This is a genomic window from Antarctobacter heliothermus, from assembly GCF_002237555.1.
Classification (GTDB): domain Bacteria; phylum Pseudomonadota; class Alphaproteobacteria; order Rhodobacterales; family Rhodobacteraceae; genus Antarctobacter; species Antarctobacter heliothermus_B.
This window is the reverse complement of sequence record NZ_CP022540.1, coordinates 1,519,808-1,540,931: the sequence shown is the minus strand read 5'-3', so window position 1 is coordinate 1,540,931 and position 21,124 is coordinate 1,519,808. Positions and strand designations below refer to the sequence as shown.

Below are 21,124 nucleotides of genomic sequence, written 5' to 3'. Positions count from 1 at the left end.
AGCTAATTGCCTCGGCTAGACCGGCAGTGTGTCAGGGCGATGACACCGCAACAGGTTCCTCATTCTTAAGCAGCAACAATAGAGATAGCGCCGTCAATGCCACACCGGGCAGAACAAGAGCGGTCGGCACGCCACGCCCCAGTGCCAATTCCCAAAGGATCACGCAGCTTGGCACGATATAGGTGTAGGCCATGACCTTGGCCGATGGCAGGCGCAGCGCCGCATAGCGCAAGATCAGAAAGGTCACGCCGGTCGCCGCCAATGAAATGTAAAGGATGGTCCACCAGACGATTGCCGGCAGGGCTGCCCAGTCCATCGAGATCAGCGCCGGCCCCGCCCAGATACACAGGATCACGCCCCCTGCCGTCAGAATGCCCGCATTGAACGCAATGCCGGACTCTCCCCGGCTAAGCCGCCTCAACATCGGGGCATACAGCGCGTGCGCCACGCATCCCCAGAAATAGATTGCCTCGCCGCGTCCGACCTCAAACCGCAAAAGAGCGGCGAAATCGGCGTCGAATATCACCCAAAGTGCGCCGGTGCCCCCCACGACAATTGCCAGAGCCATGCGCGGCGTCGTGATCTGACGCGCCACGAAATAGCCAAAGACCGCCGTCAGCGCGGGATTCAGGGTAAACACTGCCGCCATGCTGACAGGTGCCGCCGTCTTCAGCCCCTCGAACATGGTCACGAAATAGATGGCAAACAGACCCGCCAGCACGAAGTACCGCCATGGTGCGGCAAAGACCGCCCGGTCCACCTTGCCCGTGGCCAGCGCCACCGCCCAAAGCACCGACGCGGCGATGACAAAGCGCACCGCGTTCAGGGCCGCCGGGTCGATGTGCGGCGCGGCCAGCGCGCCCAGCGAAAATGACCCCGACACCAACATCGCAAAGCCCAGCATCGCAAGATGCCCGCGTCCCGCCTCTGTCATCGCGCCGACGCTTCGCCGCAGAATTCCTTGAGGTGGCTCAGGAACGCCTGCACCTTGGCGGTGCGGTGCAAATCCACATGAGTCACCAGCCAGAGCGGCGCGGTCCAATCCTCACGCGGGGGCATGACCTGCACCAGATCCGGATGCCGGGACGCCTCACGCGTGCCCAGAAACCCGATGCCCGCGCCGCCAATCACCGCCGTCTCGCTGACGCGCGTGTCGGTGGTGCGGAACACGATCCGGTCATAAGGCACCCGCGCTGTCAGCCAACGCTGAAACGGCGCGCGGCTGTCGGGATCATCATGGCCGACGAAATAGTGATCCTTCAACGCCGCCTCGTCCTCGGGGAGGCCGTGCGCCTCGACGTAATCGCGGTGCGCATACATCGCGATGTCCTGCCGGGAAAAGGCCTGCACCACATTGTCGGGCTCTTGCGGGGCAGGCCCGGCGCGCAGCGCCACATGCGCCTCTCCGTATTCCAGACGGAACACCCGGTCATCGGTCAAGAACCGCACGATCACATCCGGATAGCGCGCGCGAAACGTCTTCAGCGCCGGCACCATGAGCGGCGCAAACGAGATGAGCGATGTCACCAACAGCTCACCTGCGACCGCATTGCCGCGCCCTTTGATCCGCCCTTCGAGTTGCTGCAACTGGTCGTCCGTGGTCTGTGCCACGCGCATCAGGTCGGTGCCTGCCTCAGTCGCGGTATAGCCGCGCGCATGGCGCTGGAACAGCTTGACGCCCATCCGGCCCTCTAACGCGTCGATATGGCGGATCACCGTAGCGTGGTGCACCCCCAACACTTCCGCTGCGCCGCTGACTGTCCCCAGCCGCGCCACCTGAAAAGCCGTGCGGATCTCATCCCAGTTGTCCATCTTACACCTCTCAAAGCGGCTGCGCGACTGCGCACACACTCTGCGCTTTGTCCGCCATTGTGTTCGCATATGCAATGGTCAAATAGAGCGTCTGAAAGACCTGTTTCCTACAAGGACCCGCTACATGACACAGACCGTTCTACGCATCGACGCCTCTGCCCGCACCGAGGGCTCTGTCACCCGCCAACTGGCCGACACCGTTATCGCCCGTCTTGACCCAGCCCATCTTGTCACTCGCGATCTGACGGACACTGTTCCGCAGATCGACGGCGCATGGCTGGCCGCCAACATGACCCCCGCAGATGCCCGCACCCCTGAACAGCAGGACAAGCTGGCGCTATCCGACCGGCTGATCGACGAAGTGCGCGCCGCCGACACCTTGGTGATTGCGACGCCCATCTACAACTTCGGCGTGCCTTCCAGCCTCAAGGCATGGGTCGACATGATCGCGCGGGCGGGCATCACGTTCAAATACACCGAAACCGGCTCGGTCGGTCTGTTGGATGACAAGCGCGTGATCCTTGTCATTGCTTCTGGAGGTACAGAAGTGGATGGCCCTATCGACTTTGCCACACCCTGGCTGCGGCACGTTCTGGGCTTTGTCGGCATCACCGACGTGCAGGTGGTGCGCTCGGACCGCCTGATGGTCGATGCCGAAGCGTCCAAAGCGCGCGCCGATGCGGATGTTCGCAAGCTGGCTGCCTGAACGCGCCCGGTCTGCGCGTATATTCGGTGTCGCGCAGACCCGCCCGCCGGGGCCAACACTGGCGGACAGCTTTTTCAAGATCGAGTCACCACCAGCGAATCAATTCGACGCAAATCCCTGCGTGACCTGCCCCAACAGCCCCCGAACGCGACGATCCGCAGGATCAAGATCCAGATAGCGCAAAGCGGATTCGGGATCACGGAACACATCCACCGGATACGGCATCTTGGCCTGAACCGCATCGCGGTAAAGCTTGCAGATGCCGTAGTTCACCTTGCCGGGGGCAAAGATCGAGGATCGCGCGCGAGGGTCGCGCGCCTCATGGTACGACCGAAGCCGGTTTGCCAGTCGCGCCGTTTCGGCAAAAAAACCCTCCGGAAAGGTGCAGTCCATGACATCCAGCAGCGTATGTTGCCCGCCATCGAACAGCGGGTCCGACCGATACCGAAGCAGCGTCTCGACGTTCTGATCCACAGTGATATCGCCACGGAACAGGACCAGCACGATATTCAATTGCGGCAATACGCGATAAGTGGCGGGCATGGAGTCGGCGGTCCCTGCAATTGCAAAAACGAACTACTGGCGTCTCTGACACGGTTTTGACTGGATCGGCAACCGCCTCAAAAGGTTATGCCCTTGAGCCTTGACCCTAGCCGCGACATGCCTAACAGACCCTTACCCTCCCTAGACTTGACTCGGCGCGCACCATCCTCTAATCGATCCTGAACCCCGGAAGCCGTCTTTGTCTTCCGGTCCCATGGGCTATGCCCGGGATCGCCCTCCGTCAGCGCGTTGCGCCCACGGGGGCGCACCCGCTTGAAAAGAGCTAACAAGGGCTCTCTGGCATTTCCCATCCGCGATTGAGTCACCGGTTGTGGCCCCTTATCCTTAAGGGGCACAGACAGAAGAGAAGGAGGGCCTGCCCTCATGTTTGAAAATCTCTCAGAACGCCTTGGCGGCGTCTTTGACCGGCTGACCAAGCAGGGCGCGCTGTCCGAGGATGACGTCCGCACAGCCCTGCGTGAGGTTCGCGTGGCCCTGCTGGAGGCCGACGTTTCGTTGCCCGTCGCGCGCAACTTTATCAAGGCGGTCGAGAAAAAAGCCACCGGCGCTGCGGTGACGAAATCCGTTACCCCCGGTCAGCAAGTCGTCAAGATCGTCCACGATGAATTGATTGCTGTGCTCGCAGGTGAAGAGGACGGTGACCCCGGCAAGCTGCGCATCGACAGCCCGCCCGCGCCGATCCTGATGGTCGGCCTGCAGGGCGGCGGTAAGACGACCACCACCGCCAAGCTGGCCAAACGGCTGAAAGAGCGCGACGGCAAGAAGGTCCTGATGGCCTCGCTAGACGTCAACCGCCCCGCCGCCATGGAACAGTTGCAGATCCTTGGCACCCAGATCGGCGTCGATACCCTGCCCATCGTCAAGGGCGAAGACCCGGTCGCCATCGCCAAACGCGCCAAGACGCAGGCAGGCATGGGCGGTTACGACGTCTACATGCTGGACACCGCCGGTCGTCTGTCCATCGACGACGAACTGATGGCCCAGGTAGAGGCGGTGCGCGATGTCGCCAACCCGCGCGAAACGCTGCTGGTGGTGGACGGCCTGACCGGTCAGGACGCCGTGCACACGGCGGAAAATTTCGACACTCGCATCGGAATCACCGGCGTCGTTTTGACCCGGATGGACGGCGACGGGCGCGGCGGTGCCGCCCTGTCCATGCGCGCGATCACTGGCAAGCCGATCAAGTTCGTCGGCCTTGGCGAAAAGATGGACGCGCTAGAGACGTTTGAGCCAGACCGCGTCGCCGGCCGCATCCTTGGCATGGGCGACATCGTCGCGCTCGTCGAAAAGGCGCAACAGACGCTGGAGGCCGAACAGGCCGAGCGCATGATGAAGCGGTTCCAGAAGGGTCAGTTCAATATGAACGACCTCAAGACGCAACTGGAACAGATGATCAAGATGGGCGGCATGGAGGGCATGATGTCCATGATGCCCGGTATGGGCAAAATGGCCAAGCAGATGGACGGTGCCGGTATCGACGACAGGATGCTCAGACAGCAGATTGCCCTGATCCAGTCGATGACCAAAAAGGAACGCGCCAATCCGCAGATCCTTCAGGCCAGCCGCAAGAAACGCATCGCTAAAGGCTCTGGCATGGAGGTGTCCGACCTCAACAAGTTGCTCAAGATGCAACGCCAGATGTCCGACATGATGAAGAAGATGGGCAAGGGCGGCATGCTGAAACAGGCCATGAAAGGCATGTTCGGCGGCAAGGGCGGCATGCCCGCCGGCATGGACCCCAAGGCGCTGGAGGCCGCCGCCAAACAGATGGGCGCCAAGGGCGGCATCCCTGGCCTGCCCGGCATGGGCGGCGGCGCGCTGCCCCCCGGTCTCTCCGGTTTCGGCAAGAAAAAGTAACAGCAAAAGGATCCAACCCTGCGCTTCTTCTTGGTGGCAAATACTCCCGCCGGAGGCATCCGCCCCCACCAGACGCGCCAAGGCCCGATAAACCCCAATGCCCGCTCCCACCCTGCATACCCCGCGCCTGACGCTGCGCCCGCATGTCCTGTCGGACATGGACGGTTTCGAGGCATTCTATGCCTCGACTCGGGCCGCGTTTATGGACGCCCCCAAGAACCGGACCCACCTGTGGTACGGCTTTTCCTCAGAAGTGGGCAGTTGGGATCTGATGGGCTTTGGTGCATGGGCGATCGATGTGGACGGCCAAATGGCCGGTCAGATCGCTATCACTCACCCTCCGCATTTCCCTGAGCGTGAACTGGGCTGGATCATCTTCGACGGGTTTGAGGGATGCGGCTACGCCTTTGAGGCCGCCACCGTTGCGCTGCATTGGGCGTGGGAACAGGAGATGCCCACACTGGTGTCTTATATCGACCATCGCAACGCCCGTTCTATCGCGCTGGCGCAGCGTTTGAGTGCCAAACTGGATCCGCGCGCCGCAACCTATGACGACGTCGACGTGGTCTACCGGCACAGCCCCGACACCGACGGCGGACCGGAGGCCTACGCATGAGCCTGACCAACGCCCCCCGCATCGAAACCGAACGTTTGATCCTGCGCGGACCTGAAAAGGCGGACGCCGAGGCGGTCATCGCCTTCCTGCGCGATCCACTGCGGTCAGAGGGCTTTGGCCACATCCCGCTGCGCGGCGACGCCTGGCGCTGGTTTACAATGAACATCGGCCACTGGCACTGGCACGGATACGGCTATTTCGTGATCGAACTAAAAGACACCGGTCAGGCTGCCGGGATCTGTGGCATCTGGAACCCTGAAACCTGGCCCGAGCCGGAACTCGGCTGGGTGGTCTTTGACGGGTTTGAAGGCAAGGGCATCGCGCGTGAGGCCGCAGAGCGCGCCCGTGCATGGGCTTATGATGACCTCGGCTTTACCACGCTGACGTCGAACATCGTGCCCGGCAACAGCCGCTCCGCCGCATTGGCCCAGCGTCTTGGCGCAACCTATGAACGGACCTACCACAACGAAAACATGGGTGAGGACGAACTGTGGCGCCATCCGGGACCGGAGGCGCTGACATGATCCCGCACATCACCCTGACAACGGACCGCCTGACCCTGCGCACCCCGCTTGAAGAGGATTTCGCGCCGGTTGCCGCCTTCATGGCCTCACCGCGCGCACGCTTTGTCGGCGGCCCGGTCGAGGATGAGTTCGCCCAATGGCGCGGCTTTCTGTCTGGCTTTGGTCACTGGGCCTTGCGTGGCTACGGATTCTTCATGGTCCTGCATGACGGGCACAAGGTCGGCCGCGTCGGCGTGGTCAACCATATCATGTGGGACGAACCGGAACTGGGCTGGCACATATTTGACGGATTCGAGGGCAAGGGATACGCGACAGAGGCCGCCGCCTGCGTGCGCGACTGGGCCGCCACCGACCGCGGCCTTGGTCCTCTCATCTCATACATTCACCCCGACAATGACGCCTCGCGCCGTGTCGCCGAACGGCTTGGCGCCCGCCATGAACGTGACCGGACCCTGATGGAGCACCCCGTACAAGTCTGGCGTCATACCGGGGGGCCGTCATGACCGCGCCCTGCGAACGTCACATCCCCGGCCCCGGTGCCCGCGCCGCCGCCCGTCTGGGCGGGCGTCTGCCGGTTCTGGACACCCGCCGCCTGCAACTGCGCGGTCCGCGCATCTATGATTTCGACGCCTATGCCGGCATCCTGTGCTCCGACCGCGCTGTCCACATGGGCGGGCCTGCGACCCGTGACGCGGCTTGGGCAGATTTCACCAACTACACCGCTTGCTGGCTGCTGCATGGTTTTGGTCTCTGGACCATCGACGCCAGCACCACCCCCTCCGCCGGCTTTGCCCTGTTGGGGTTCGAATACGAAGATCCAGAACCCGAAATGGGCATCTTCCTCACACCAGAGGTCGAGGGACAGGGCTATGCCTTTGAGGCACTCGAAGCGGTGCGTTCCCACGCGTTCGATGTTCTGGGCTGGGATAGCGTCGTTTCTTACGTCGCGCCCGAAAACACCCGCTGCATCGCCTTGATGACCCGGCTTGGCGCCCGCCGCGATGCGGTGGCCGAGGCAGAATTGACCGACCAGACCCATGTCTATCGCCACATTAAGGAGGCCGCCTGATGGGCCACCGCGATATTCCTGTGCTGGAAACCAAACGGCTGGTGCTGCGCAGTCCCAAGCCCGAGGATTACCCCGACTTCAAGGCGACCTTCGCCTCCTATCGCTCTCGGTTCATGGGCGGCCCGCTCAATGGCTATGAGACATGGATGCTGTATGCCGCTGAAATCGGGCATTGGGAAATCCGCGGTTTCGGTATGTGGATGGTACACTTGCGTGAGACCGGCGATACCGTCGGCATGGCGGGTGGCTGGTTTCCTGCCAAATGGCCAGAACGTGAAATCGCATGGATCATCTGGCCGGACCAGGCGGGCAAGGGCTACGCGCTGGAGGCCACGGACCGCGTGCGGCAGCATCTCTACCGGGATTGCGGCTGGACTACCGCCGTCAGCTATATCGACCCCAAGAACCTCGACTCCATTCGACTGGCCGAACGACTTGGCTGCACCAAGGACACTGACGCGCCGACAATCGACGGCAGCGACGCGGTCTACCGCCACCCGTCACTGGATGAGTTGTCCGGGCAGGTAGGTCACGGCGTCGACATGGAAATCGCACATTACCAGGATCCCCTGTTCAAACCGAAAGGCTGGGCCATTGACTGACACCGTTTCCCGCGCTGCCGACCTGCTCAAGGAACACCGCGAGTCGATCGACCGTCTCGACGCGATCCTCGTTTTCACGCTCGCAGAGCGGTTCAAGCACACTCAGGCCGTGGGCGTTCTCAAGGCGCAACACGACCTTCCCCCATCCGACCCCGCGCGCGAAGACAATCAGATCGCGCGGCTCCAGGATCTGGCACTCCAGGCCGATCTCGACCCGGAATTCGCCAAGAAATTCCTGAACTTTGTCATTCAGGAAGTCATCCAGCACCACAAGCAACACAAATCCTGACGGGCCTCCCGTCGACCAAGCCATCCAAAGGAGAATACCAATGGCAGTTAAAATTCGTCTCGCCCGTGGCGGCTCGAAAAAGCGCCCCTTTTACCGTATCGTAGCAGCGGACAGCCGCATGCCGCGCGACGGTCGCTTTATCGAAAAGCTGGGCACCTATAATCCGCTTCTCGCCAAGGACAGCGAAGACCGCGTCAAGATGGACATCGAGCGTATCCAGTACTGGCTGAGCCAGGGCGCCCAAGTGACCGACCGCGTGTCGCGTTTCCTTGAAGCTGCCGAAATCATTGAGAAAAAAGAGCGCAGCAACCTCAAGAAGGGCACCCCGGGCAAAAAAGCTCAGGACCGCGCAGAAGAGAAAGCCGCCAAAGCCGCTGCAGCAGCCGAAGCCGCTGCAGAGCCCGCCGCGGACTAATCGAGGCGTGCATGTGTTCTGGCACAGGCACCCCTTGGTTCAGGGGGCTTTCTACTGGAAAGACCCCGCGCCGTTCCGGTGGACGGGTTGGTGGGCGGGCGATGTGCGACAGCACGAGTCCCGTCCCGCCAACCCGACGGCATCATGTTCCGCCTGATCCGCCTTATCATTCTTCTAACCGTGGCGTTCGTCGCGGGATTTCTGTATTCCGAGACAACGTGGCATGACCGCTGCGAAACCCGGGGAGGCGAGGCACGCGGTGGCGTCTGTTTCGACATATCACAATGACTGAGACGATCTGCGTTGGCGCAATTGCGGGTGCCTTCGGTGTTCACGGCGAAGTGCGGCTCAAGAGCTTTACCGCCGATCCCTATGCGATCAGCGACTATGACCCCCTGACCACCGAAGACGGCTCTCGCACCTTCGAGGTTCAGATCCTGCGCGAGATCAAAAACGGGTTTGCCGCCGAAGTGTCTGGCGTCACCACCAAGGAACAGGCCGACGCCCTGCGCGGCGTCCGTCTTTTTGCGCCGCGCGACCGGCTGCCCAACCTGCCCGATGATGAATATTATCATGCCGATCTGATCGGACTTTCGGTCTTTGATACCGGCGGCGCACCCCTGGGCAAGGTGCACGCAGTCCACAATCACGGCGCGACGGATCTGCTGGAGCTTCAGGTGCCGGGTGTGTCCCGCACCGTCCTTCTGCCCTTTACCATGGCTGCCGTCCCCACAGTCGATCTGACGGCAGGGCGCATCGTCGCCGATCCGCCCGAGGGCCTGTTCGACGAGGCACAGGCGTCCGACTGACCCCGTGGTTGTGTCTACGCAAGGGGGCAACACCACTGAGCGTTGCCGCGAATCTGTCAGATCTTGGCCCTTAGAAAGATAGCGCCCCCGGACACCCTCCGCACTTGATCGCCCCAGGGAAACAGACGCCGCATTTCCGGCCTTCAGTCCCCAAATGCGCAACCAGCCCAAGCGATTTAGCGCTCCCCAGACCACTTTGCGGCCATATTTTCTGTCTAATTTTAGCCGCAATCAAATTGGTTTGAAGAGGTTTCCATGGACGTTCCGGTTTATCGCCTGCTCCTTGCGGGAGCGGCGCTTTGCCCCGCAGCGCTTTTGGCGGCAGCGCCGGTATCGTCAGCCTTCCTTTCCTTCGGCATCGTCATCGGAAGTGCGGGCGGCTTGCTTGCTCTGCTGTCGTCATTTCGACCCGGGAAACCGCGCCGCCGTGGCCCCGCGCTCTTGCGCCGTGCCGCCTTGCGCCGCGCCGGATCGGATTTGCCCACGCTGAACGACCAAAGGCTGGCCATCGCCAAAGCGCTAGAGGCAGCGGTCGATCTGCGGGCCGAACCTGATGCCCCGCCAACTCGGGAAACCGCTATCGCCCGCATCCTGACGCGCATTCTGGATAGCTGGAACGCCTCCGACATCGCGGCGCTGCCGCGCGACCTCACACTTACCCTGACACTATTGAAACAATGCCTGAAAGCGCCCCCTGGCGAAGCGGGCCGTATCGCACAACTGTTTCAGCGTCCCGACGTCGTGCTGGGCCTGCGCCAGGAAATCGACATGATCGCGAAGGCACGCGCGTCCTATGACCAGTCCCTCGCGGCCTATCAGGCAACGCGCGAGTTGCAGGCCACCGCCCCTGCCCCCGGCACCCTGACCCAAGTCCTGCGCGCGATGAACGCGCCCGACATAGACCTGTGGCACCGCATCGTGACAGAGCATGACCCGACGGATCTCGCCCAAAGGGAGGCCGCCCTTTGGTGCGCGACACAGCCGGCGTGTGATCACGCAAGTGTCGCGGTCTACCTCGCGCGCCTTGCCGATGGTGCGCAGCTACAGAACGCGTACATCGACGCGGACAGCGCGTTTCTCGAACAGGTGCGTGGCATCATTGCCAATTGCAACGTCGGCATCTACCGACACCGCGGTTTGGTCTATGTGCCCCCCGCGGACGCAGTTATTCGGTTGAAGGCCGAACTGGACGCGCTGGCCAGCCTCAGTGACAGCCCCCGCTGGCCTGACCCCCAGTGCGTCTTTACGGTGTTGGAGGGGCGCAAACCGCATCCGCGTCCGGCATGGGATCTGTCCAGCGGCCGTCTTGTTGCCGCCCCCAACCGTTCGGATTATCTCTGACGGCGCTGCGCTTGCCCCGTGCCCATACCTCGCGGTAACAGGACATGGAACAGCAGGACACCTCATGTCAGACAAGACACCTCCCAGCCGGTCGCATGGCCGCAAGACCATCCGCCCCACACTGCAGCCGCGCGACCTGATGGAACAGGACCCGGAACTGGCGCGCGCCTTTCGCGCACAGATCATCACGCTTTTCCCAGAGGCGTTTCCCGGCACACTGGGCCTGTCGCTGACCGGCAAGGCGCTGAAGGAAGGCAAGTGGCAACTCAACACCGTGCCGCTGCGCACCTTCGGTGAGGGCAAGCACCGGAACGTCGACGACACACCCGCCGGAGGCGGCGCGGGCATGGTGCTGCGCCCCGACGTCATGGCCGCCGCGATCGCAACCGCCCGCGCCAGCCAGCATGCCGGTGCGCCGCTGATCTACCTCTCACCACGCGGTCGCCCTTTTACGCAAAGAATGGCCCGCGATCTGGCCACCCGCCCCGGTGTCACGATGATCTGCGGTCGGTTCGAAGGGTTGGACCAGCGCGTGATCGACCAGTTTGACATCGCAGAGGTATCGATCGGCGATTATGTCCTGACCGGCGGCGAATTGGCGGCACAGGTGATGCTGGACGCGGTTGTCCGGCTCTTGCCCGGTGTTCTTGGCAACGCAGACTCGACCGAAGAAGAGAGCTTTTCCGACGGTCTGTTAGAGCATCCGCAATACACCCGCCCCGCCGAATGGCAGGGCCGTCCGATCCCGCCGGTCCTGCTGTCCGGCAACCACGGCGCTGTCGCCGATTGGCGGCGCGCGCAAAGCGAAGCGCTGACCAAGGCCCGCCGCCCTGATCTTTGGCAGGCATACAAGGACCGCAAAGACTGACCGCCCTTTCTCAACCAAAGGTTATCAACAATGCCCATTCTCCGGAAACTTCTCTGCGCGCTGACCCTTTTTTTGCCGGTTGCCGCCGCAGCGATGGACGCCGAAAAACGCCCCGATCTTGTGCCGCGCCTGATGCAATTACAGTCGATCTATTCAGCCAACTGGGGACCGGGCAGGGTAAATGAGGGCATTCGTGATGCGACGGTCTTTCACCTGTCGGGTCGGATCAATCCGGGTGACACCGACCGCATTCGCGAGACGCTGCAGTCCACATGGGGCAAGCTGATCGTGATCGACAGCCCCGGCGGCAGTTTTGTCGAGGGCATCGCCCTCGGGCAGTATCTCAAGGGCATTCTGGAAAGCCAGGATCCCGACATCTACGGCATCTTTGTCCTGCGTGACGCGCCGTGCCTGTCCGCCTGTGCGCTGGCCGTGGCGCTGGCCACCTCGACCCGCGACATCGCCTATGGCGATGACGCGCGGTTTGTCGAACACGGCGCGCAGTTGGGGTTTCACATGGGCCTTTTGCCAGAGGCACAAGCCACGCAGGCCGTCGAGGCCCGGCAAATGATGAACGTCACCTATGACATCGTGCAGGCCTATGCCTCTTTGATCATGGGTGGCGTCGCGCCGCCGATCCTGTTGTCCGAGGCACTGGAACATCGCGAGGCGAACAGCTTTTTCTATCTGCGTGGCGGCATCCGCACCCATGCCATGCGCCTGACCCCGGTCGGCCCGCCGATCCTGTCGCGCCCGATCCACAAGTCGGCGCTGATGATGGACACGGTTGCCGGGCTGTGCCGCACGGCCTTTGTCGCCGCGCCGGATATCCGGCGGTCCTTTGTCGACTATGAATTCGGCTACATCGATGGCAGTAACCCGGACCCGATCACAACCAGCCTTGAGGACATGACCAACCTTCTGGGCAGTCGCCGCATCGCGGCCAGCCTGAACGGGGCCGCACATTGCATAGTGGAACTGTTCGATGATGACACCATCGGGTTAGACATGCGCCCAGGGTCGCCGCCCTGTCAGGCCGATGGGCGGCAGTTCTGCGCCTTGCCGGTGGACAGGTTCCGGCCCCGCGCCGCGCCGGTGGCGCTGCTGGCCGATACCTTTGGCTGCCACTCCGGCAGCCTGACGAAGCAGGGACAGTTCTGGTCCGGCGATCTGAACGGGGCATCCGATTACGTCAACGAAAACGACCTGACGCAGACCGCCGTCCGGGAGGTCAACATGCGTGCGCAACCCTCTTTGGAGGCCGCTGTCTCCGGTCGGCTTCGCGCCGAGCAGACCGTCGAGGTCAGCGACTGCCGCATCGTTGACGACGTTCAGGGCGTCTGGATGCAGGTGCGCGCGGACGGTCAAACGGGCTGGGTCAGTGCACGATTCCTGTCTCCTTACTGGTGGTCCGACCTGCGCCCGCTGATCGACGGCCCCACCCCTGGACGCTAGGCCCGGACGCCAGGCAAGAAGGTCGTCGTGGCCCGCTTGTGTCCGCTGGAACGCCCTGCATCGCGCTTTACAGGGGGGCAGAGCCCGTGCAACGCTTGTGCTCTTCATACGGAGCACACGCGCCATGAAACCAATCCTGCCCCTTTGTCTTGCCGCCCTGATGGTTGGCGCCCCCGCACTTGCATGGGACCGCGTCCAGCAGGGCACCTTTGTGACTTGGACATTCCAAGGGGATGAAATCACGTCGTATTCCGTTGCAGAACCCGCCTACGACGAAGATCCCGCAGTCCTCAACGTGTCGCTTTGGCATGCCCAGTCCGGTTCCGTGGGGGTCGCGATAGAATCGGATCTGGGCTTTGGGGATTGCCCACGCATACTCGCCTCTGCCAAGGGCAACGCACACACCGGCGTGACCCTTGTGGCCAACCTGAACGCCACCACGCTGAACGGTGTCACGCTGCACGAGTGTTCCACCTACTAGGTCCGCCCTTTTGGCCTCGGGCAGGTTCTGATCGCCCGGTCCTACGGTCATTCGGGAATCGACCCGGGCAGCCGGTGAGCCCGGAATAGAGCAGGCCAGAGATTGCCGAGGCCACGCCTGCTTTGCCCTTGATTTGCGACGCGCGCGCATCTACACACGCGCATCTTTCGGTGCTGAGGCGACTCGGCGCCGATTGAGTTTGTGGGACCGCTCACGGGACCACCGAAGAACAAACAAAAGCTGGCGCATCTCTTTTCCCGGTTGGGAAGAAAGCAATCGCCAGACATCTCCGCGGGAAAACCGCGACGCATATAGGAGAAGGTCAGATGAACCTGATCGCACAGCTTGAGGCAGAGCAAATCGCCTCGCTCGGGAAGACAATTCCCGATTTCAAACCCGGCGACACCGTTCGCGTGGGTTACAAAGTGACCGAAGGCACCCGCACCCGGGTCCAGATGTACGAAGGCGTCTGCATCAGCCGCAAGCACGGCAAGGGCATCGCCGGGTCGTTCACGGTCCGCAAGATTTCCTTTGGCGAAGGCGTGGAACGTGTGTTCCCGCTGTTCTCGACCAACATCGAAAGCATCGAAGTTGTCCGTCGTGGCCGCGTCCGCCGCGCCAAGATGTACTACCTGCGCGCGCGCCGTGGCAAATCGGCCCGGATCGCAGAGGACACAACCTACAAGGCGCTCAAAACCAAGAACGCCGGCGCAGACGCGTAAGGAACCCGTGACATGAAAAAGAACCTGCACCCCGAATACCACGTCATCAACGTCAAGATGACTGATGGGACCGAATACCAGACACGTTCGACGTGGGGCAAAGAGGGCGACACGCTCGTCCTCGACATCGACCCCACGGTTCACCCGGCTTGGACCGGCGGCACGGGCCGCATCCTGGACCAGGGTGGCCGCGTTTCGAAGTTCAAGAAAAAGTACGAAGGTCTGGGTTTCTGATCCAACGCCTTTCGGTATCGAAACGCCGCCCCTCGGGGCGGCGTTTTTCGTTTCGCGCTCTGGCTCTGTGTGTCGCCGCTGTGCCCGATCACCGACAGGCCGCGCCCGGCGCGTCCAGCATCCCGAATAGTGCGACGTCACTGACCTCAGGTTGCGCCACCACACCCCGGTTGGCTTTGCTAAAAGCACGCAGGGCGCGACGGCTTTTCGGCCCCCATTTTCCGTCCGGCGTATCCTTCAGACAGCCCCGCCCCACGAGTTCAGCCTGAAGGCTGTAGTGTCGGACCATTTCCCGCAAGGCACCCGCCTCTTTTAGGATATGCGTGCCGGGGCAGGAGGTGGCAGCGTGGTGCTTGTGCGGTTGGATCTGCGCCGTCGGCACGCGGTAGGCGCGCTGCGCCTCTGACATCACCCGAACATAGGCCAATCGCCCCGCCGGGGTCAGGCTTTCGTGGTTAAAGTCGCCCAGAGCGACCACGGCAAAATGCCCGGCAAAATCCGCTAGATTTCGCGATCCGATCGCTGTCGACCGGGTCGAAGGTTTCAGCGATACGGGACGCCCCTTGGCAATATTGCCCGCCTTGTCGACGGCGTAGTGATAGGCAAACATCCCCAGCCCCGCGTCCCCGGCGTGATAGGCATGAATGTTGCGGACCCGCTGGTCGATAGTCTGACGGTCGCGCGCCGCACTTGCCCGTCGGAAGAGGTCGGAATCCGTTCCGGCAAACCCTTCGTGGTGAAAAGTGATATGCGTAATCCGGTCCTGCGCAAACCCGCGCAGTGCGGAGTGGTCCACGCCGCGAAAGGGCACCGTGATTTCACCGGGAATGGACAGCGGCGCCGGTTCGGCAAGGGCTTGCGGTGGCGCCAATAGCAGCCACCACAACGACAGAACGATCAGCAAGTTGTTCATGGTGAACCTCATCCACATTATTTGGCGGCCCACCCGGCGGCCCATCTATGGGAGCGCCAACAGTTGCTTGTTCTGTTCCGGACGCGGAGCGGCATCGGTGCAACCATCCGGCAATCGAATGCAATCACAGGTCTGCCATATCGTTTCGGCAGCTTCGCTTCCAAGATCGGCAGCCACTGTCTCGGCGTGCTCTTCACATTGCGAAATAGTCAGATTGGCAAACTGGTGGGGCATCGGAACGACGTATCCACAAATCTCATCGGCCCTGCTTTGCTCAAGTTCCAATCCGAATGCGGAACGCAGTTCCGCCATGTCTTTGATGTTCTCACAGGAATCCTGAATCTCTAAAACCGTCACACTGGCAATCGTAAGAACGCCGACGACGGGAACGCCCTCCAGAACCATTGAACCCAGATTCCGACTAGCGTTCGTTGCTGTCCGGCGGGCCATCCGCCGTGTTATGTCATCTGCCTTGGTGGAGGCCAGACGCAGCTTCCGCGCGGATTGCTCGGCCGTGTCTGCTGACCGTCTCAATTTAGCGTTGTCCAGCTCAAGCGACTTAACCTGTCTGTCCAGATCCACCGACTTTTTCGCCAAACGTTTGCTTTCGCTTTGGGCTCGCGCGCTTTTCCGTTCCAGCTCGGCGTTCTTTTTTTGTAACTGAACGACGTCGCTGGTCAGGCTGACCGCAGAAGAAACGCCCATTTTGGAAAGCAGGCCCAGTACGGCGCCAGTTACACTAGGGATAAATAGCGTCGCCCCATACACCAAGACAAACGCACAAAAGCCGATCACCCAAATCGCTCTGCGTATCGCGGCCCAGCCCAGCTTTAGCCCCATCCGCCTTGCTGGCTTTCGCGTCATTTGCAAATCTCGCTAAGCGACCAATACAAATCGTCCTTTTCAAGATTCTCGTTGTACAAAATACCATCGAGGGCGCTACGCCCCTTGTCATCTTTAAAACAGGGATCCTCTGAGTGCTTGACCAGTATTTGCACCACGGCCGGATCGCTCACATAGTAAGAGGCAAGAATCAAAGGCGTTGTATCTTCGTCCTTTTTGGCATCGACCAAGGCCCCTGCCTGTAGCAGCAACGCAACGACAGCAGGGTCTGCATCCGGCCTCCGTGCAACTTGATGCAAGGGCGTTTCACCCGCTGCATCTTCTGCAGATACATCCGCGCCCGCAGTCAACAGAACTTCGACTTCAGCCAATCCCCTGTTCGCCGCCGCATGGTGCAACGGCGTTTGCATGTCTTGGTCTCTGACATCCACACGCGCCCCAGCCCCCAAAAGCGTTGTCAGAACCTCAATTGCATCGACTTTTCGCCCAGACGTAAGGATCAAGGGTGTCACACTGCAATGCTTGCGCATGCACCACCAATCCGGCTCGGCGTTTGCCTCTATGTCTGCGCCGTACACCAGCAACGCCGAAACAAAGGCCGGCGCTGTCCCCTGTGCGGCGGCACTATGCAGTGGAGTCCACCCTGCCTCTGTAGACAAGGTGATATCCGCCCCGATCCGCAAGAGCGCGCGAATGCCATCAGCCGTTCGCGCTGCTCCCGCAGCGAGATGCAAAGGCGTTTCACCCGCGTCCGTTCTTTCTGTCAGCAGTCGGCCAGACGAAAGGCAATCGTCGATGCCTTCCAATGTCGCACTCGCGTGGAACTCCGACGTCAGCCACGCGGGACACTCGTCTGCCAGTGCGGCGCTTGCCGTGAATACCCCCAGCGAAAAGACGTAAAATACCGTCGAGCGCGCAATACCCATCAAAATACCATCCCAGAATCCCGTGCTGAGATCGTAGGAGCAATCGCCCGTGGGTGCAACGCTCGCCGCCCTCTGGACAGCCCTTTCGCCCCCTGCCAGATTTGATCAAAATCCATAGGGAGTCGCCACATGAAGGACGAGAACTTTCTCAAAGAAAACAATGCCCTTCAGCTATGGCACCCTATGGGCCATCCCGGCGACGCGCAGGTCACCCCGCCCAAGATAATCAAGGGCGCGGCGGGCAGCTCTATCACCGATATCGACGGGCATAGCGTGGTCGATGCCGTCGGCGGGCTGTGGTGCGTCAACCTTGGCTATTCCAACGACAAGGTAAAGCAGTCCATCGCGGATCAGCTGTATGAGCTGCCGTATTATTCCGCCTTTGCGGGCACTTCGAACCCGCCCGCGATCGAGGCGGCCTACAAGGTGCAGGAATTCTTTGCCCCTGACGGGATAGAGCGGGTGTTCTTCACCTCCGGCGGATCGGACACGGTCGAAACTTGCCTGCGTCTGGCGCGGCAGTATCACCGCCTGCGGGGCGAACCCACGCGCACCAAGTTTCTCAGCCTGAAAAAGGGCTATCACGGCACTCATTTCGGCGGTGCATCCGTCAACGGCAACAACCGCTTTCGTATCGGCTATGAGCCGCTGTTGCCCGGCTGTTTCCACCTCCCCGCGCCCTACACCTATCGCAATCCGTTCAATGAGACGGACCCGGCCCAACTGGCACAACTGATCGCGCAGGCGATGGAGGATGAGATCCAGTTTCAGGGCGCCAACACCATCGCCGCCTTCATCATGGAGCCGATCCAAGGCGCCGGTGGCGTGATCGTGCCCGACGCGACCTTCATGCCGCTGATGCGTGAGATTTGCGACCGCCACGGCATCCTTTTGATCTCGGATGAGGTCATCACCGGCTTTGGCCGCACCGGCGACTGGTCCGGCGCGCGGCATTGGGGGGTGAAACCGGACATGATGTGCACCGCCAAGGGCATCACCTCCGGGTATTTCCCGGTTGGGGCCGCGTTGATCTCTGGCAAGGTGGCGGAGGTGTTTGAGACCTCCGGCGCCGAGGGCGCCATCTATCACGGCTACACCTACTCGGCGCATCCGGTGGGCGCGGCGGCGGTCATCGCCTGCCTTGAAGAAACCCTGCGTCTGGACACCAAGACCAACGCCGCCGCGCTCGGTACACAACTTCATGAGGGCGTTCTGAAGCTGGCCGAAAAGCACGACATCATCGGCGATGTGCGCGGAGGCCACGGGTTGATGACCGGGATTGAGATTGTCAGCAACCGGGACGCCAAGACCCCGATGGACAATGACACCATGAAACGCATCCACCAGACCGCCTACGAGGCGGGCGCGATGGTCCGCCTTGGCGCGCACAACGTTCTGATGTCGCCACCGCTGACCATCACCGCAGGTGAGGTGAACACCATCCTGGCCGCGCTTGATGCCGGGTTCGCAGCGGCCTGAAACAGGCGAGCGTCAGAACAAAAAAAGGGGCCGCCCACCGGGCGGCCCCTTTCTGTTTCACCACACTGTATCAGTGCGTGAACTTCTTGATCTCACCCGTCTTCAGTCGCGACAGATAGCTGTCAACCTCGCGCTTGACGATCGGCATCAGGAAGTACAGGCCAAAGACGTTCACAACCGCCATGGCAAAGATCGCCGCGTCGGAGAAGTCGATCACCGGGCCAAGGCTGGCCGAGGCGCCAATGATGACGAAGATGCAGAAGATGACCTTGAACGTGATCTCCTTGGCCTTGCCTTCGCCGAACAGGTAGGTCCAGGCCTTCAGCCCGTAGTAGGACCAGCTGATCATGGTCGAGAAGGCAAACAGGATCACCGCAATCGCCAGAATTGTCGGGAACCAGCTAAACGCGCTGCCAAAGGCTGCGGCCGTCAGACCAACGCCCGACGTGTCACCGACTGTTCTGATCGCTGTACCCGCCTCGTTCAGCAGATAGATGCCTGTTGCCTCATCGATCACCAACTGCTGGGTGATGATGATAACCAGCGCGGTCATGGTACAGATCACCACCGTGTCGATGAACGGTTCCAGCAAGGACACAAAGCCCTCTGTCACTGGCTCTTTGGTACGCACGGCAGAGTGTGCAATTGCTGCCGACCCGACGCCCGCCTCATTCGAGAAAGCCGCCCGTTTGAAGCCTTGGATCAACGCACCAACCATACCACCCGCAACACCCAGCCCGGTGAATGCACCGGCAAAGATCTGACCAAAGGCCCAACCGATCATGTTTGCGTTCATGATCAGGATGATCAACGCGGAACCGACATAAATCGCCGCCATAAAGGGCACGACCTTTTCAGTCACAGAGGCAATCGACTTCAACCCGCCGACAATCACCACGAAGACGACAATCGCGAAGATCACGCCAGTGATATAGCCGGGGAATTCGCCCAGAACGCCGGTGAGCGCCTGATGCGCCTGATTGGCCTGAAACATGTTTCCGCCGCCAAATGCGCCGAGGATACAGAAGACCGAGAACATCACCGCAAGGATCTTGCCACCCGGCAGGCCGCGTTCCGCAAAACCCTTTGTCAGGTAATACATCGGACCACCTGAAACGGTACCGTCCGGGTATTCATTGCGGTATTTCACGCCCAGCGTACATTCGGTGAATTTCGATGCCATGCCCATCAGACCGGCGAGGATCATCCAGAATGTCGCCCCCGGTCCGCCGATACCGACAGCCACCGCAACACCGGCGATATTGCCCAAACCCACGGTGCCCGAAAGCGCGGTTGCCAGCGCCTGAAAGTGGCTGACCTCACCCGCATCGTCCGGGTCAGAATAGTCGCCTTTGACCAAGGCGATGGAATGGCCGAACCCGCGAAACTGGATAAACCCGAAGTAGATGGTAAACACGGTGGCCGCGACCACCAACCAGGCCACGATCCAGGGAAAGCTGGTGCCCGGAAACGGGCTGAAGATAAAGTTCACAAACCAGCCGGTTGCACCGGCAAAGGCGTCGTTGATCTTTTGGTCGATAGAGGCTTCCTGCGCGGCCGCAGCACTGGCCATCAAGGTTGGAGCCATGGCGGCAAGCGCCAGGCGGGATGCAAATCTTGTCATGTGTCTGTCCTGTTCTGGTCGGCGCTCAAGGGACGATGGTGCAGGGCACGGGGGCCGTCTGGACCAGAGATCCGGCGACGGATCCGAACACCCGGCTGCCGAATGGAGAGTGGCCATTGCGTCCAATGAACAATTGCGCGGCATTTTGCTTTTTCGCGACATCGCACAGCGTATCGGCGATGTGACCATAGCGCAGGACCGTCTCGACCGGCACGCCCCGGCCCTCGACCGCTGCCTTGGCGGGCGCAATCAACGATTTTTCGGCGCGGTCCAATTCCTCTGTGCGCCGCTTGTGACGCTCTTCGATTTCTGTCGGCGTCAAAAAGGAATAGGGAGACCATTCCAATACATGCGCGATAATCACGGTCGCCCCCTGCGCCGACGCGCGTTCCAAAGCGAAATCCAGCGCGCGTTGCGCCGCCTCGCTGCCGTCAAATCCGACGACAAACTTGTCCGTCATTCTTGTTTTTCCTTTTCCCTGTTCCGCCTTTTCGGCTGAAAGAAGGCTATCAGCAGCGCGGCGGGCAATTTCACCGAATTGCCCCGCCAAACCGCCCGGATTGCCCGGAATTTCGCTGATGATGTAACATTTTTGTCATTTTTGCGCAGATGTTCCTTTTTTCGCGCATCGTGAAGTCGCCCTGTGACCCTCTGGTCCACAACGAATTCAGTGTTAGGAATGTATATTTCTGGCAATATTGCTGCCTGACTGCCGGAGGAGCGCGCCAAGGAATTCCGCAAGATCACAGCAGACATCACCGCTTCGCCCCAGATCACGGCTGACCATCTGCAGGCCATCGCGACTGCCGGGTGTCGGTCTATCATTTGCAACCGTCCCGACGGCGAAGGCGCTGATGGGCCGGCTGGTGATGACATCTTTGATGCGGAGCGGGCCAAGGGGATAGAGACGCGCTATCGGCTCTTTCAAATTCCGCTTTGTGAATATATATGAGGTTCAAACGTGACTCGGGGAAC

At 61.3% G+C, this 21,124-nt stretch carries 27 protein-coding genes; 18 read left to right on the top strand and 9 right to left on the bottom strand.

Translation table 11 applies throughout. From position 1 onward, the window contains the following. Positions 1–31: 31 nt before the first annotated feature. Both ANTHELSMS3_RS07280 and ANTHELSMS3_RS07275 read right to left on the bottom strand, forming a co-directional pair. Positions 32–934: a DMT family transporter gene (locus tag ANTHELSMS3_RS07280; protein ID WP_254694873.1), complete on the bottom strand. Its 903-nt coding sequence runs from the start codon at positions 932–934 to the stop codon at positions 32–34. Beyond that, on the bottom strand, positions 931–1,812 hold the full coding sequence (locus tag ANTHELSMS3_RS07275; protein ID WP_094034292.1) for a LysR family transcriptional regulator: 882 nt from the start codon (positions 1,810–1,812) through the stop codon (positions 931–933). The genes ANTHELSMS3_RS07280 and ANTHELSMS3_RS07275 overlap by 4 nt, the downstream gene beginning before the upstream one ends. 124 nt (positions 1,813–1,936) lie before the next feature. Between ANTHELSMS3_RS07275 and ANTHELSMS3_RS07270 the strand changes: the two genes are divergently transcribed. Continuing rightward, positions 1,937–2,518, top strand: a complete 582-nt coding sequence (locus ANTHELSMS3_RS07270) for an FMN-dependent NADH-azoreductase (protein ID WP_094034291.1) — start codon at positions 1,937–1,939, stop codon at positions 2,516–2,518. 99 nt (positions 2,519–2,617) lie between these two features. On the opposite strand, the gene ANTHELSMS3_RS07265 is transcribed toward ANTHELSMS3_RS07270, so the two are convergent. Beyond that, positions 2,618–3,061 carry a hypothetical protein gene (locus ANTHELSMS3_RS07265; RefSeq protein WP_094034290.1) on the bottom strand — a complete coding sequence of 148 codons (444 nt, stop codon included), beginning with the start codon at positions 3,059–3,061 and terminating at the stop codon, positions 2,618–2,620. Positions 3,062–3,445: 384 nt separating this feature from the next. On the opposite strand from ANTHELSMS3_RS07265, the gene ffh reads away from it, so the two are divergent. The 15 genes from ffh (at position 3,446) to rpmE (ending at position 14,364) form a co-directional block, all read left to right on the top strand. Continuing rightward, positions 3,446–4,939 (top strand): signal recognition particle protein, encoded by a 1,494-nt coding sequence (gene ffh / locus ANTHELSMS3_RS07260; RefSeq protein WP_094034289.1) that lies wholly within the window; start codon positions 3,446–3,448, stop codon positions 4,937–4,939. Positions 4,940–5,036: 97 nt separating this feature from the next. Further along, a complete protein-coding gene (locus ANTHELSMS3_RS07255) occupies positions 5,037–5,555 on the top strand; it encodes a GNAT family N-acetyltransferase (protein ID WP_094034288.1) in 519 nt (172 codons plus the stop codon). Beyond that, complete coding sequence (locus tag ANTHELSMS3_RS07250; RefSeq protein WP_094034287.1) at positions 5,552–6,079, top strand: GNAT family N-acetyltransferase; 528 nt, start codon at positions 5,552–5,554, stop codon at positions 6,077–6,079. The genes ANTHELSMS3_RS07255 and ANTHELSMS3_RS07250 overlap by 4 nt, the downstream gene beginning before the upstream one ends. After that, positions 6,076–6,582 (top strand): GNAT family N-acetyltransferase, encoded by a 507-nt coding sequence (locus tag ANTHELSMS3_RS07245; RefSeq protein WP_094034286.1) that lies wholly within the window; start codon positions 6,076–6,078, stop codon positions 6,580–6,582. Before ANTHELSMS3_RS07250 ends, ANTHELSMS3_RS07245 begins: the two co-directional genes overlap by 4 nt. Further along, positions 6,579–7,148 carry a GNAT family N-acetyltransferase gene (locus tag ANTHELSMS3_RS07240; RefSeq protein WP_094034285.1) on the top strand — a complete coding sequence of 190 codons (570 nt, stop codon included), beginning with the start codon at positions 6,579–6,581 and terminating at the stop codon, positions 7,146–7,148. Before ANTHELSMS3_RS07245 ends, ANTHELSMS3_RS07240 begins: the two co-directional genes overlap by 4 nt. Further along, positions 7,148–7,750 (top strand): GNAT family N-acetyltransferase, encoded by a 603-nt coding sequence (locus ANTHELSMS3_RS07235; protein ID WP_094034284.1) that lies wholly within the window; start codon positions 7,148–7,150, stop codon positions 7,748–7,750. The genes ANTHELSMS3_RS07240 and ANTHELSMS3_RS07235 overlap by 1 nt, the downstream gene beginning before the upstream one ends. Then, positions 7,743–8,039 (top strand): chorismate mutase, encoded by a 297-nt coding sequence (locus ANTHELSMS3_RS07230; RefSeq protein WP_094034283.1) that lies wholly within the window; start codon positions 7,743–7,745, stop codon positions 8,037–8,039. The genes ANTHELSMS3_RS07235 and ANTHELSMS3_RS07230 overlap by 8 nt, the downstream gene beginning before the upstream one ends. Positions 8,040–8,079: 40 nt before the next feature. Further along, positions 8,080–8,454 carry a 30S ribosomal protein S16 gene (rpsP, locus tag ANTHELSMS3_RS07225; RefSeq protein WP_089276769.1) on the top strand — a complete coding sequence of 125 codons (375 nt, stop codon included), beginning with the start codon at positions 8,080–8,082 and terminating at the stop codon, positions 8,452–8,454. Positions 8,455–8,738: 284 nt separating this feature from the next. Then, a complete protein-coding gene (gene rimM, locus ANTHELSMS3_RS07220) occupies positions 8,739–9,263 on the top strand; it encodes a ribosome maturation factor RimM (protein ID WP_094034282.1) in 525 nt (174 codons plus the stop codon). 255 nt (positions 9,264–9,518) lie between these two features. Further along, positions 9,519–10,604 (top strand): hypothetical protein, encoded by a 1,086-nt coding sequence (locus tag ANTHELSMS3_RS07215; protein ID WP_094034281.1) that lies wholly within the window; start codon positions 9,519–9,521, stop codon positions 10,602–10,604. A gap of 64 nt (positions 10,605–10,668) precedes the next feature. Next, positions 10,669–11,472: a tRNA (guanosine(37)-N1)-methyltransferase TrmD gene (gene trmD / locus ANTHELSMS3_RS07210; RefSeq protein ID WP_094034280.1), complete on the top strand. Its 804-nt coding sequence runs from the start codon at positions 10,669–10,671 to the stop codon at positions 11,470–11,472. A gap of 30 nt (positions 11,473–11,502) precedes the next feature. After that, the gene (locus ANTHELSMS3_RS07205) at positions 11,503–12,927 is read left to right on the top strand and encodes an SH3 domain-containing protein (RefSeq protein WP_094034279.1); all 1,425 of its coding nucleotides are present in this window, start codon (positions 11,503–11,505) and stop codon (positions 12,925–12,927) included. Positions 12,928–13,051: 124 nt separating this feature from the next. Next, positions 13,052–13,408, top strand: a complete 357-nt coding sequence (locus ANTHELSMS3_RS07200) for a hypothetical protein (RefSeq protein WP_094034278.1) — start codon at positions 13,052–13,054, stop codon at positions 13,406–13,408. 326 nt (positions 13,409–13,734) lie between these two features. Then, positions 13,735–14,130 carry a 50S ribosomal protein L19 gene (gene rplS / locus ANTHELSMS3_RS07195; RefSeq protein ID WP_089276774.1) on the top strand — a complete coding sequence of 132 codons (396 nt, stop codon included), beginning with the start codon at positions 13,735–13,737 and terminating at the stop codon, positions 14,128–14,130. A 12-nt stretch (positions 14,131–14,142) separates the two neighbouring features. Beyond that, positions 14,143–14,364, top strand: coding sequence for a 50S ribosomal protein L31 (gene rpmE / locus ANTHELSMS3_RS07190; protein WP_089276775.1), 222 nt, complete (start codon positions 14,143–14,145; stop codon positions 14,362–14,364). Positions 14,365–14,452: 88 nt separating this feature from the next. On the opposite strand, the gene ANTHELSMS3_RS07185 is transcribed toward rpmE, so the two are convergent. Genes ANTHELSMS3_RS07185 through ANTHELSMS3_RS07175 form a run of 3 tightly spaced genes read right to left on the bottom strand, consistent with a single transcriptional unit; the run spans position 14,453 to position 17,046 of the window. Further along, positions 14,453–15,277, bottom strand: coding sequence for a peptidoglycan recognition protein family protein (locus tag ANTHELSMS3_RS07185; RefSeq protein ID WP_157733433.1), 825 nt, complete (start codon positions 15,275–15,277; stop codon positions 14,453–14,455). 45 nt (positions 15,278–15,322) lie between these two features. After that, positions 15,323–16,141 (bottom strand): hypothetical protein, encoded by an 819-nt coding sequence (locus tag ANTHELSMS3_RS07180; protein ID WP_157733432.1) that lies wholly within the window; start codon positions 16,139–16,141, stop codon positions 15,323–15,325. After that, a complete protein-coding gene (locus tag ANTHELSMS3_RS07175; protein ID WP_094034275.1) occupies positions 16,138–17,046 on the bottom strand; it encodes an ankyrin repeat domain-containing protein in 909 nt (302 codons plus the stop codon). The genes ANTHELSMS3_RS07180 and ANTHELSMS3_RS07175 overlap by 4 nt, the downstream gene beginning before the upstream one ends. 129 nt (positions 17,047–17,175) lie before the next feature. Here ANTHELSMS3_RS07175 and ANTHELSMS3_RS07170 point away from each other — a divergent pair, with 129 nt between their 5' ends. Next, positions 17,176–18,525, top strand: coding sequence for an aminotransferase class III-fold pyridoxal phosphate-dependent enzyme (locus ANTHELSMS3_RS07170; RefSeq protein ID WP_094034274.1), 1,350 nt, complete (start codon positions 17,176–17,178; stop codon positions 18,523–18,525). 70 nt (positions 18,526–18,595) lie between these two features. Here the strand turns inward: ANTHELSMS3_RS07170 and ANTHELSMS3_RS07165 are convergent, their stop codons facing one another. The 3 genes from ANTHELSMS3_RS07165 to ANTHELSMS3_RS07155 all read right to left on the bottom strand — a co-directional run bounded on the left by ANTHELSMS3_RS07165 (position 18,596) and on the right by ANTHELSMS3_RS07155 (position 20,905). Then, positions 18,596–20,113: an alanine/glycine:cation symporter family protein gene (locus ANTHELSMS3_RS07165; RefSeq protein ID WP_439098671.1), complete on the bottom strand. Its 1,518-nt coding sequence runs from the start codon at positions 20,111–20,113 to the stop codon at positions 18,596–18,598. A gap of 61 nt (positions 20,114–20,174) precedes the next feature. Beyond that, entirely contained in the window at positions 20,175–20,609 is a 435-nt protein-coding gene (locus tag ANTHELSMS3_RS07160; protein ID WP_094034272.1) for a universal stress protein, read from the bottom strand. After that, positions 20,606–20,905, bottom strand: a complete 300-nt coding sequence (locus tag ANTHELSMS3_RS07155; RefSeq protein ID WP_157733431.1) for a hypothetical protein — start codon at positions 20,903–20,905, stop codon at positions 20,606–20,608. Before ANTHELSMS3_RS07155 ends, ANTHELSMS3_RS07160 begins: the two co-directional genes overlap by 4 nt. Here ANTHELSMS3_RS07155 and ANTHELSMS3_RS07150 point away from each other — a divergent pair. Continuing rightward, complete coding sequence (locus ANTHELSMS3_RS07150; protein ID WP_094036983.1) at positions 20,859–21,101, top strand: beta-lactamase hydrolase domain-containing protein; 243 nt, start codon at positions 20,859–20,861, stop codon at positions 21,099–21,101. The two genes, ANTHELSMS3_RS07155 and ANTHELSMS3_RS07150, sit on opposite strands and share 47 nt — an antisense overlap. Positions 21,102–21,124: the final 23 nt, after the last annotated feature.

What these genes read in the sequence shown, in the direction of transcription:
- ANTHELSMS3_RS07165 (WP_439098671.1), bottom strand. Translation starts at nt 20,113, where the DNA reads ATGGCTCCAACCTTGATGGCCAGTGCTGCGGCCGCGCAGGAAGCCTCT.
- ANTHELSMS3_RS07245 (WP_094034286.1), top strand. Translation starts at nt 6,076, where the DNA reads ATGATCCCGCACATCACCCTGACAACGGACCGCCTGACCCTGCGCACC.
- rimM (WP_094034282.1), top strand. Translation starts at nt 8,739, where the DNA reads ATGACTGAGACGATCTGCGTTGGCGCAATTGCGGGTGCCTTCGGTGTT.
- ANTHELSMS3_RS07270 (WP_094034291.1), top strand. Translation starts at nt 1,937, where the DNA reads ATGACACAGACCGTTCTACGCATCGACGCCTCTGCCCGCACCGAGGGC.
- rpmE (WP_089276775.1), top strand. Translation starts at nt 14,143, where the DNA reads ATGAAAAAGAACCTGCACCCCGAATACCACGTCATCAACGTCAAGATG.
- ANTHELSMS3_RS07175 (WP_094034275.1), bottom strand. Translation starts at nt 17,046, where the DNA reads ATGGGTATTGCGCGCTCGACGGTATTTTACGTCTTTTCGCTGGGGGTA.
- rplS (WP_089276774.1), top strand. Translation starts at nt 13,735, where the DNA reads ATGAACCTGATCGCACAGCTTGAGGCAGAGCAAATCGCCTCGCTCGGG.
- ANTHELSMS3_RS07250 (WP_094034287.1), top strand. Translation starts at nt 5,552, where the DNA reads ATGAGCCTGACCAACGCCCCCCGCATCGAAACCGAACGTTTGATCCTG.
- ANTHELSMS3_RS07205 (WP_094034279.1), top strand. Translation starts at nt 11,503, where the DNA reads ATGCCCATTCTCCGGAAACTTCTCTGCGCGCTGACCCTTTTTTTGCCG.
- ANTHELSMS3_RS07200 (WP_094034278.1), top strand. Translation starts at nt 13,052, where the DNA reads ATGAAACCAATCCTGCCCCTTTGTCTTGCCGCCCTGATGGTTGGCGCC.
- ANTHELSMS3_RS07215 (WP_094034281.1), top strand. Translation starts at nt 9,519, where the DNA reads ATGGACGTTCCGGTTTATCGCCTGCTCCTTGCGGGAGCGGCGCTTTGC.
- ANTHELSMS3_RS07170 (WP_094034274.1), top strand. Translation starts at nt 17,176, where the DNA reads ATGAAGGACGAGAACTTTCTCAAAGAAAACAATGCCCTTCAGCTATGG.
- ANTHELSMS3_RS07185 (WP_157733433.1), bottom strand. Translation starts at nt 15,277, where the DNA reads ATGAACAACTTGCTGATCGTTCTGTCGTTGTGGTGGCTGCTATTGGCG.
- ANTHELSMS3_RS07265 (WP_094034290.1), bottom strand. Translation starts at nt 3,061, where the DNA reads ATGCCCGCCACTTATCGCGTATTGCCGCAATTGAATATCGTGCTGGTC.
- ANTHELSMS3_RS07155 (WP_157733431.1), bottom strand. Translation starts at nt 20,905, where the DNA reads ATGTCTGCTGTGATCTTGCGGAATTCCTTGGCGCGCTCCTCCGGCAGT.
- ANTHELSMS3_RS07280 (WP_254694873.1), bottom strand. Translation starts at nt 934, where the DNA reads ATGACAGAGGCGGGACGCGGGCATCTTGCGATGCTGGGCTTTGCGATG.
- ANTHELSMS3_RS07275 (WP_094034292.1), bottom strand. Translation starts at nt 1,812, where the DNA reads ATGGACAACTGGGATGAGATCCGCACGGCTTTTCAGGTGGCGCGGCTG.
- ANTHELSMS3_RS07180 (WP_157733432.1), bottom strand. Translation starts at nt 16,141, where the DNA reads ATGACGCGAAAGCCAGCAAGGCGGATGGGGCTAAAGCTGGGCTGGGCC.
- ANTHELSMS3_RS07255 (WP_094034288.1), top strand. Translation starts at nt 5,037, where the DNA reads ATGCCCGCTCCCACCCTGCATACCCCGCGCCTGACGCTGCGCCCGCAT.
- ffh (WP_094034289.1), top strand. Translation starts at nt 3,446, where the DNA reads ATGTTTGAAAATCTCTCAGAACGCCTTGGCGGCGTCTTTGACCGGCTG.
- ANTHELSMS3_RS07240 (WP_094034285.1), top strand. Translation starts at nt 6,579, where the DNA reads ATGACCGCGCCCTGCGAACGTCACATCCCCGGCCCCGGTGCCCGCGCC.
- trmD (WP_094034280.1), top strand. Translation starts at nt 10,669, where the DNA reads ATGTCAGACAAGACACCTCCCAGCCGGTCGCATGGCCGCAAGACCATC.
- rpsP (WP_089276769.1), top strand. Translation starts at nt 8,080, where the DNA reads ATGGCAGTTAAAATTCGTCTCGCCCGTGGCGGCTCGAAAAAGCGCCCC.
- ANTHELSMS3_RS07160 (WP_094034272.1), bottom strand. Translation starts at nt 20,609, where the DNA reads ATGACGGACAAGTTTGTCGTCGGATTTGACGGCAGCGAGGCGGCGCAA.
- ANTHELSMS3_RS07235 (WP_094034284.1), top strand. Translation starts at nt 7,148, where the DNA reads ATGGGCCACCGCGATATTCCTGTGCTGGAAACCAAACGGCTGGTGCTG.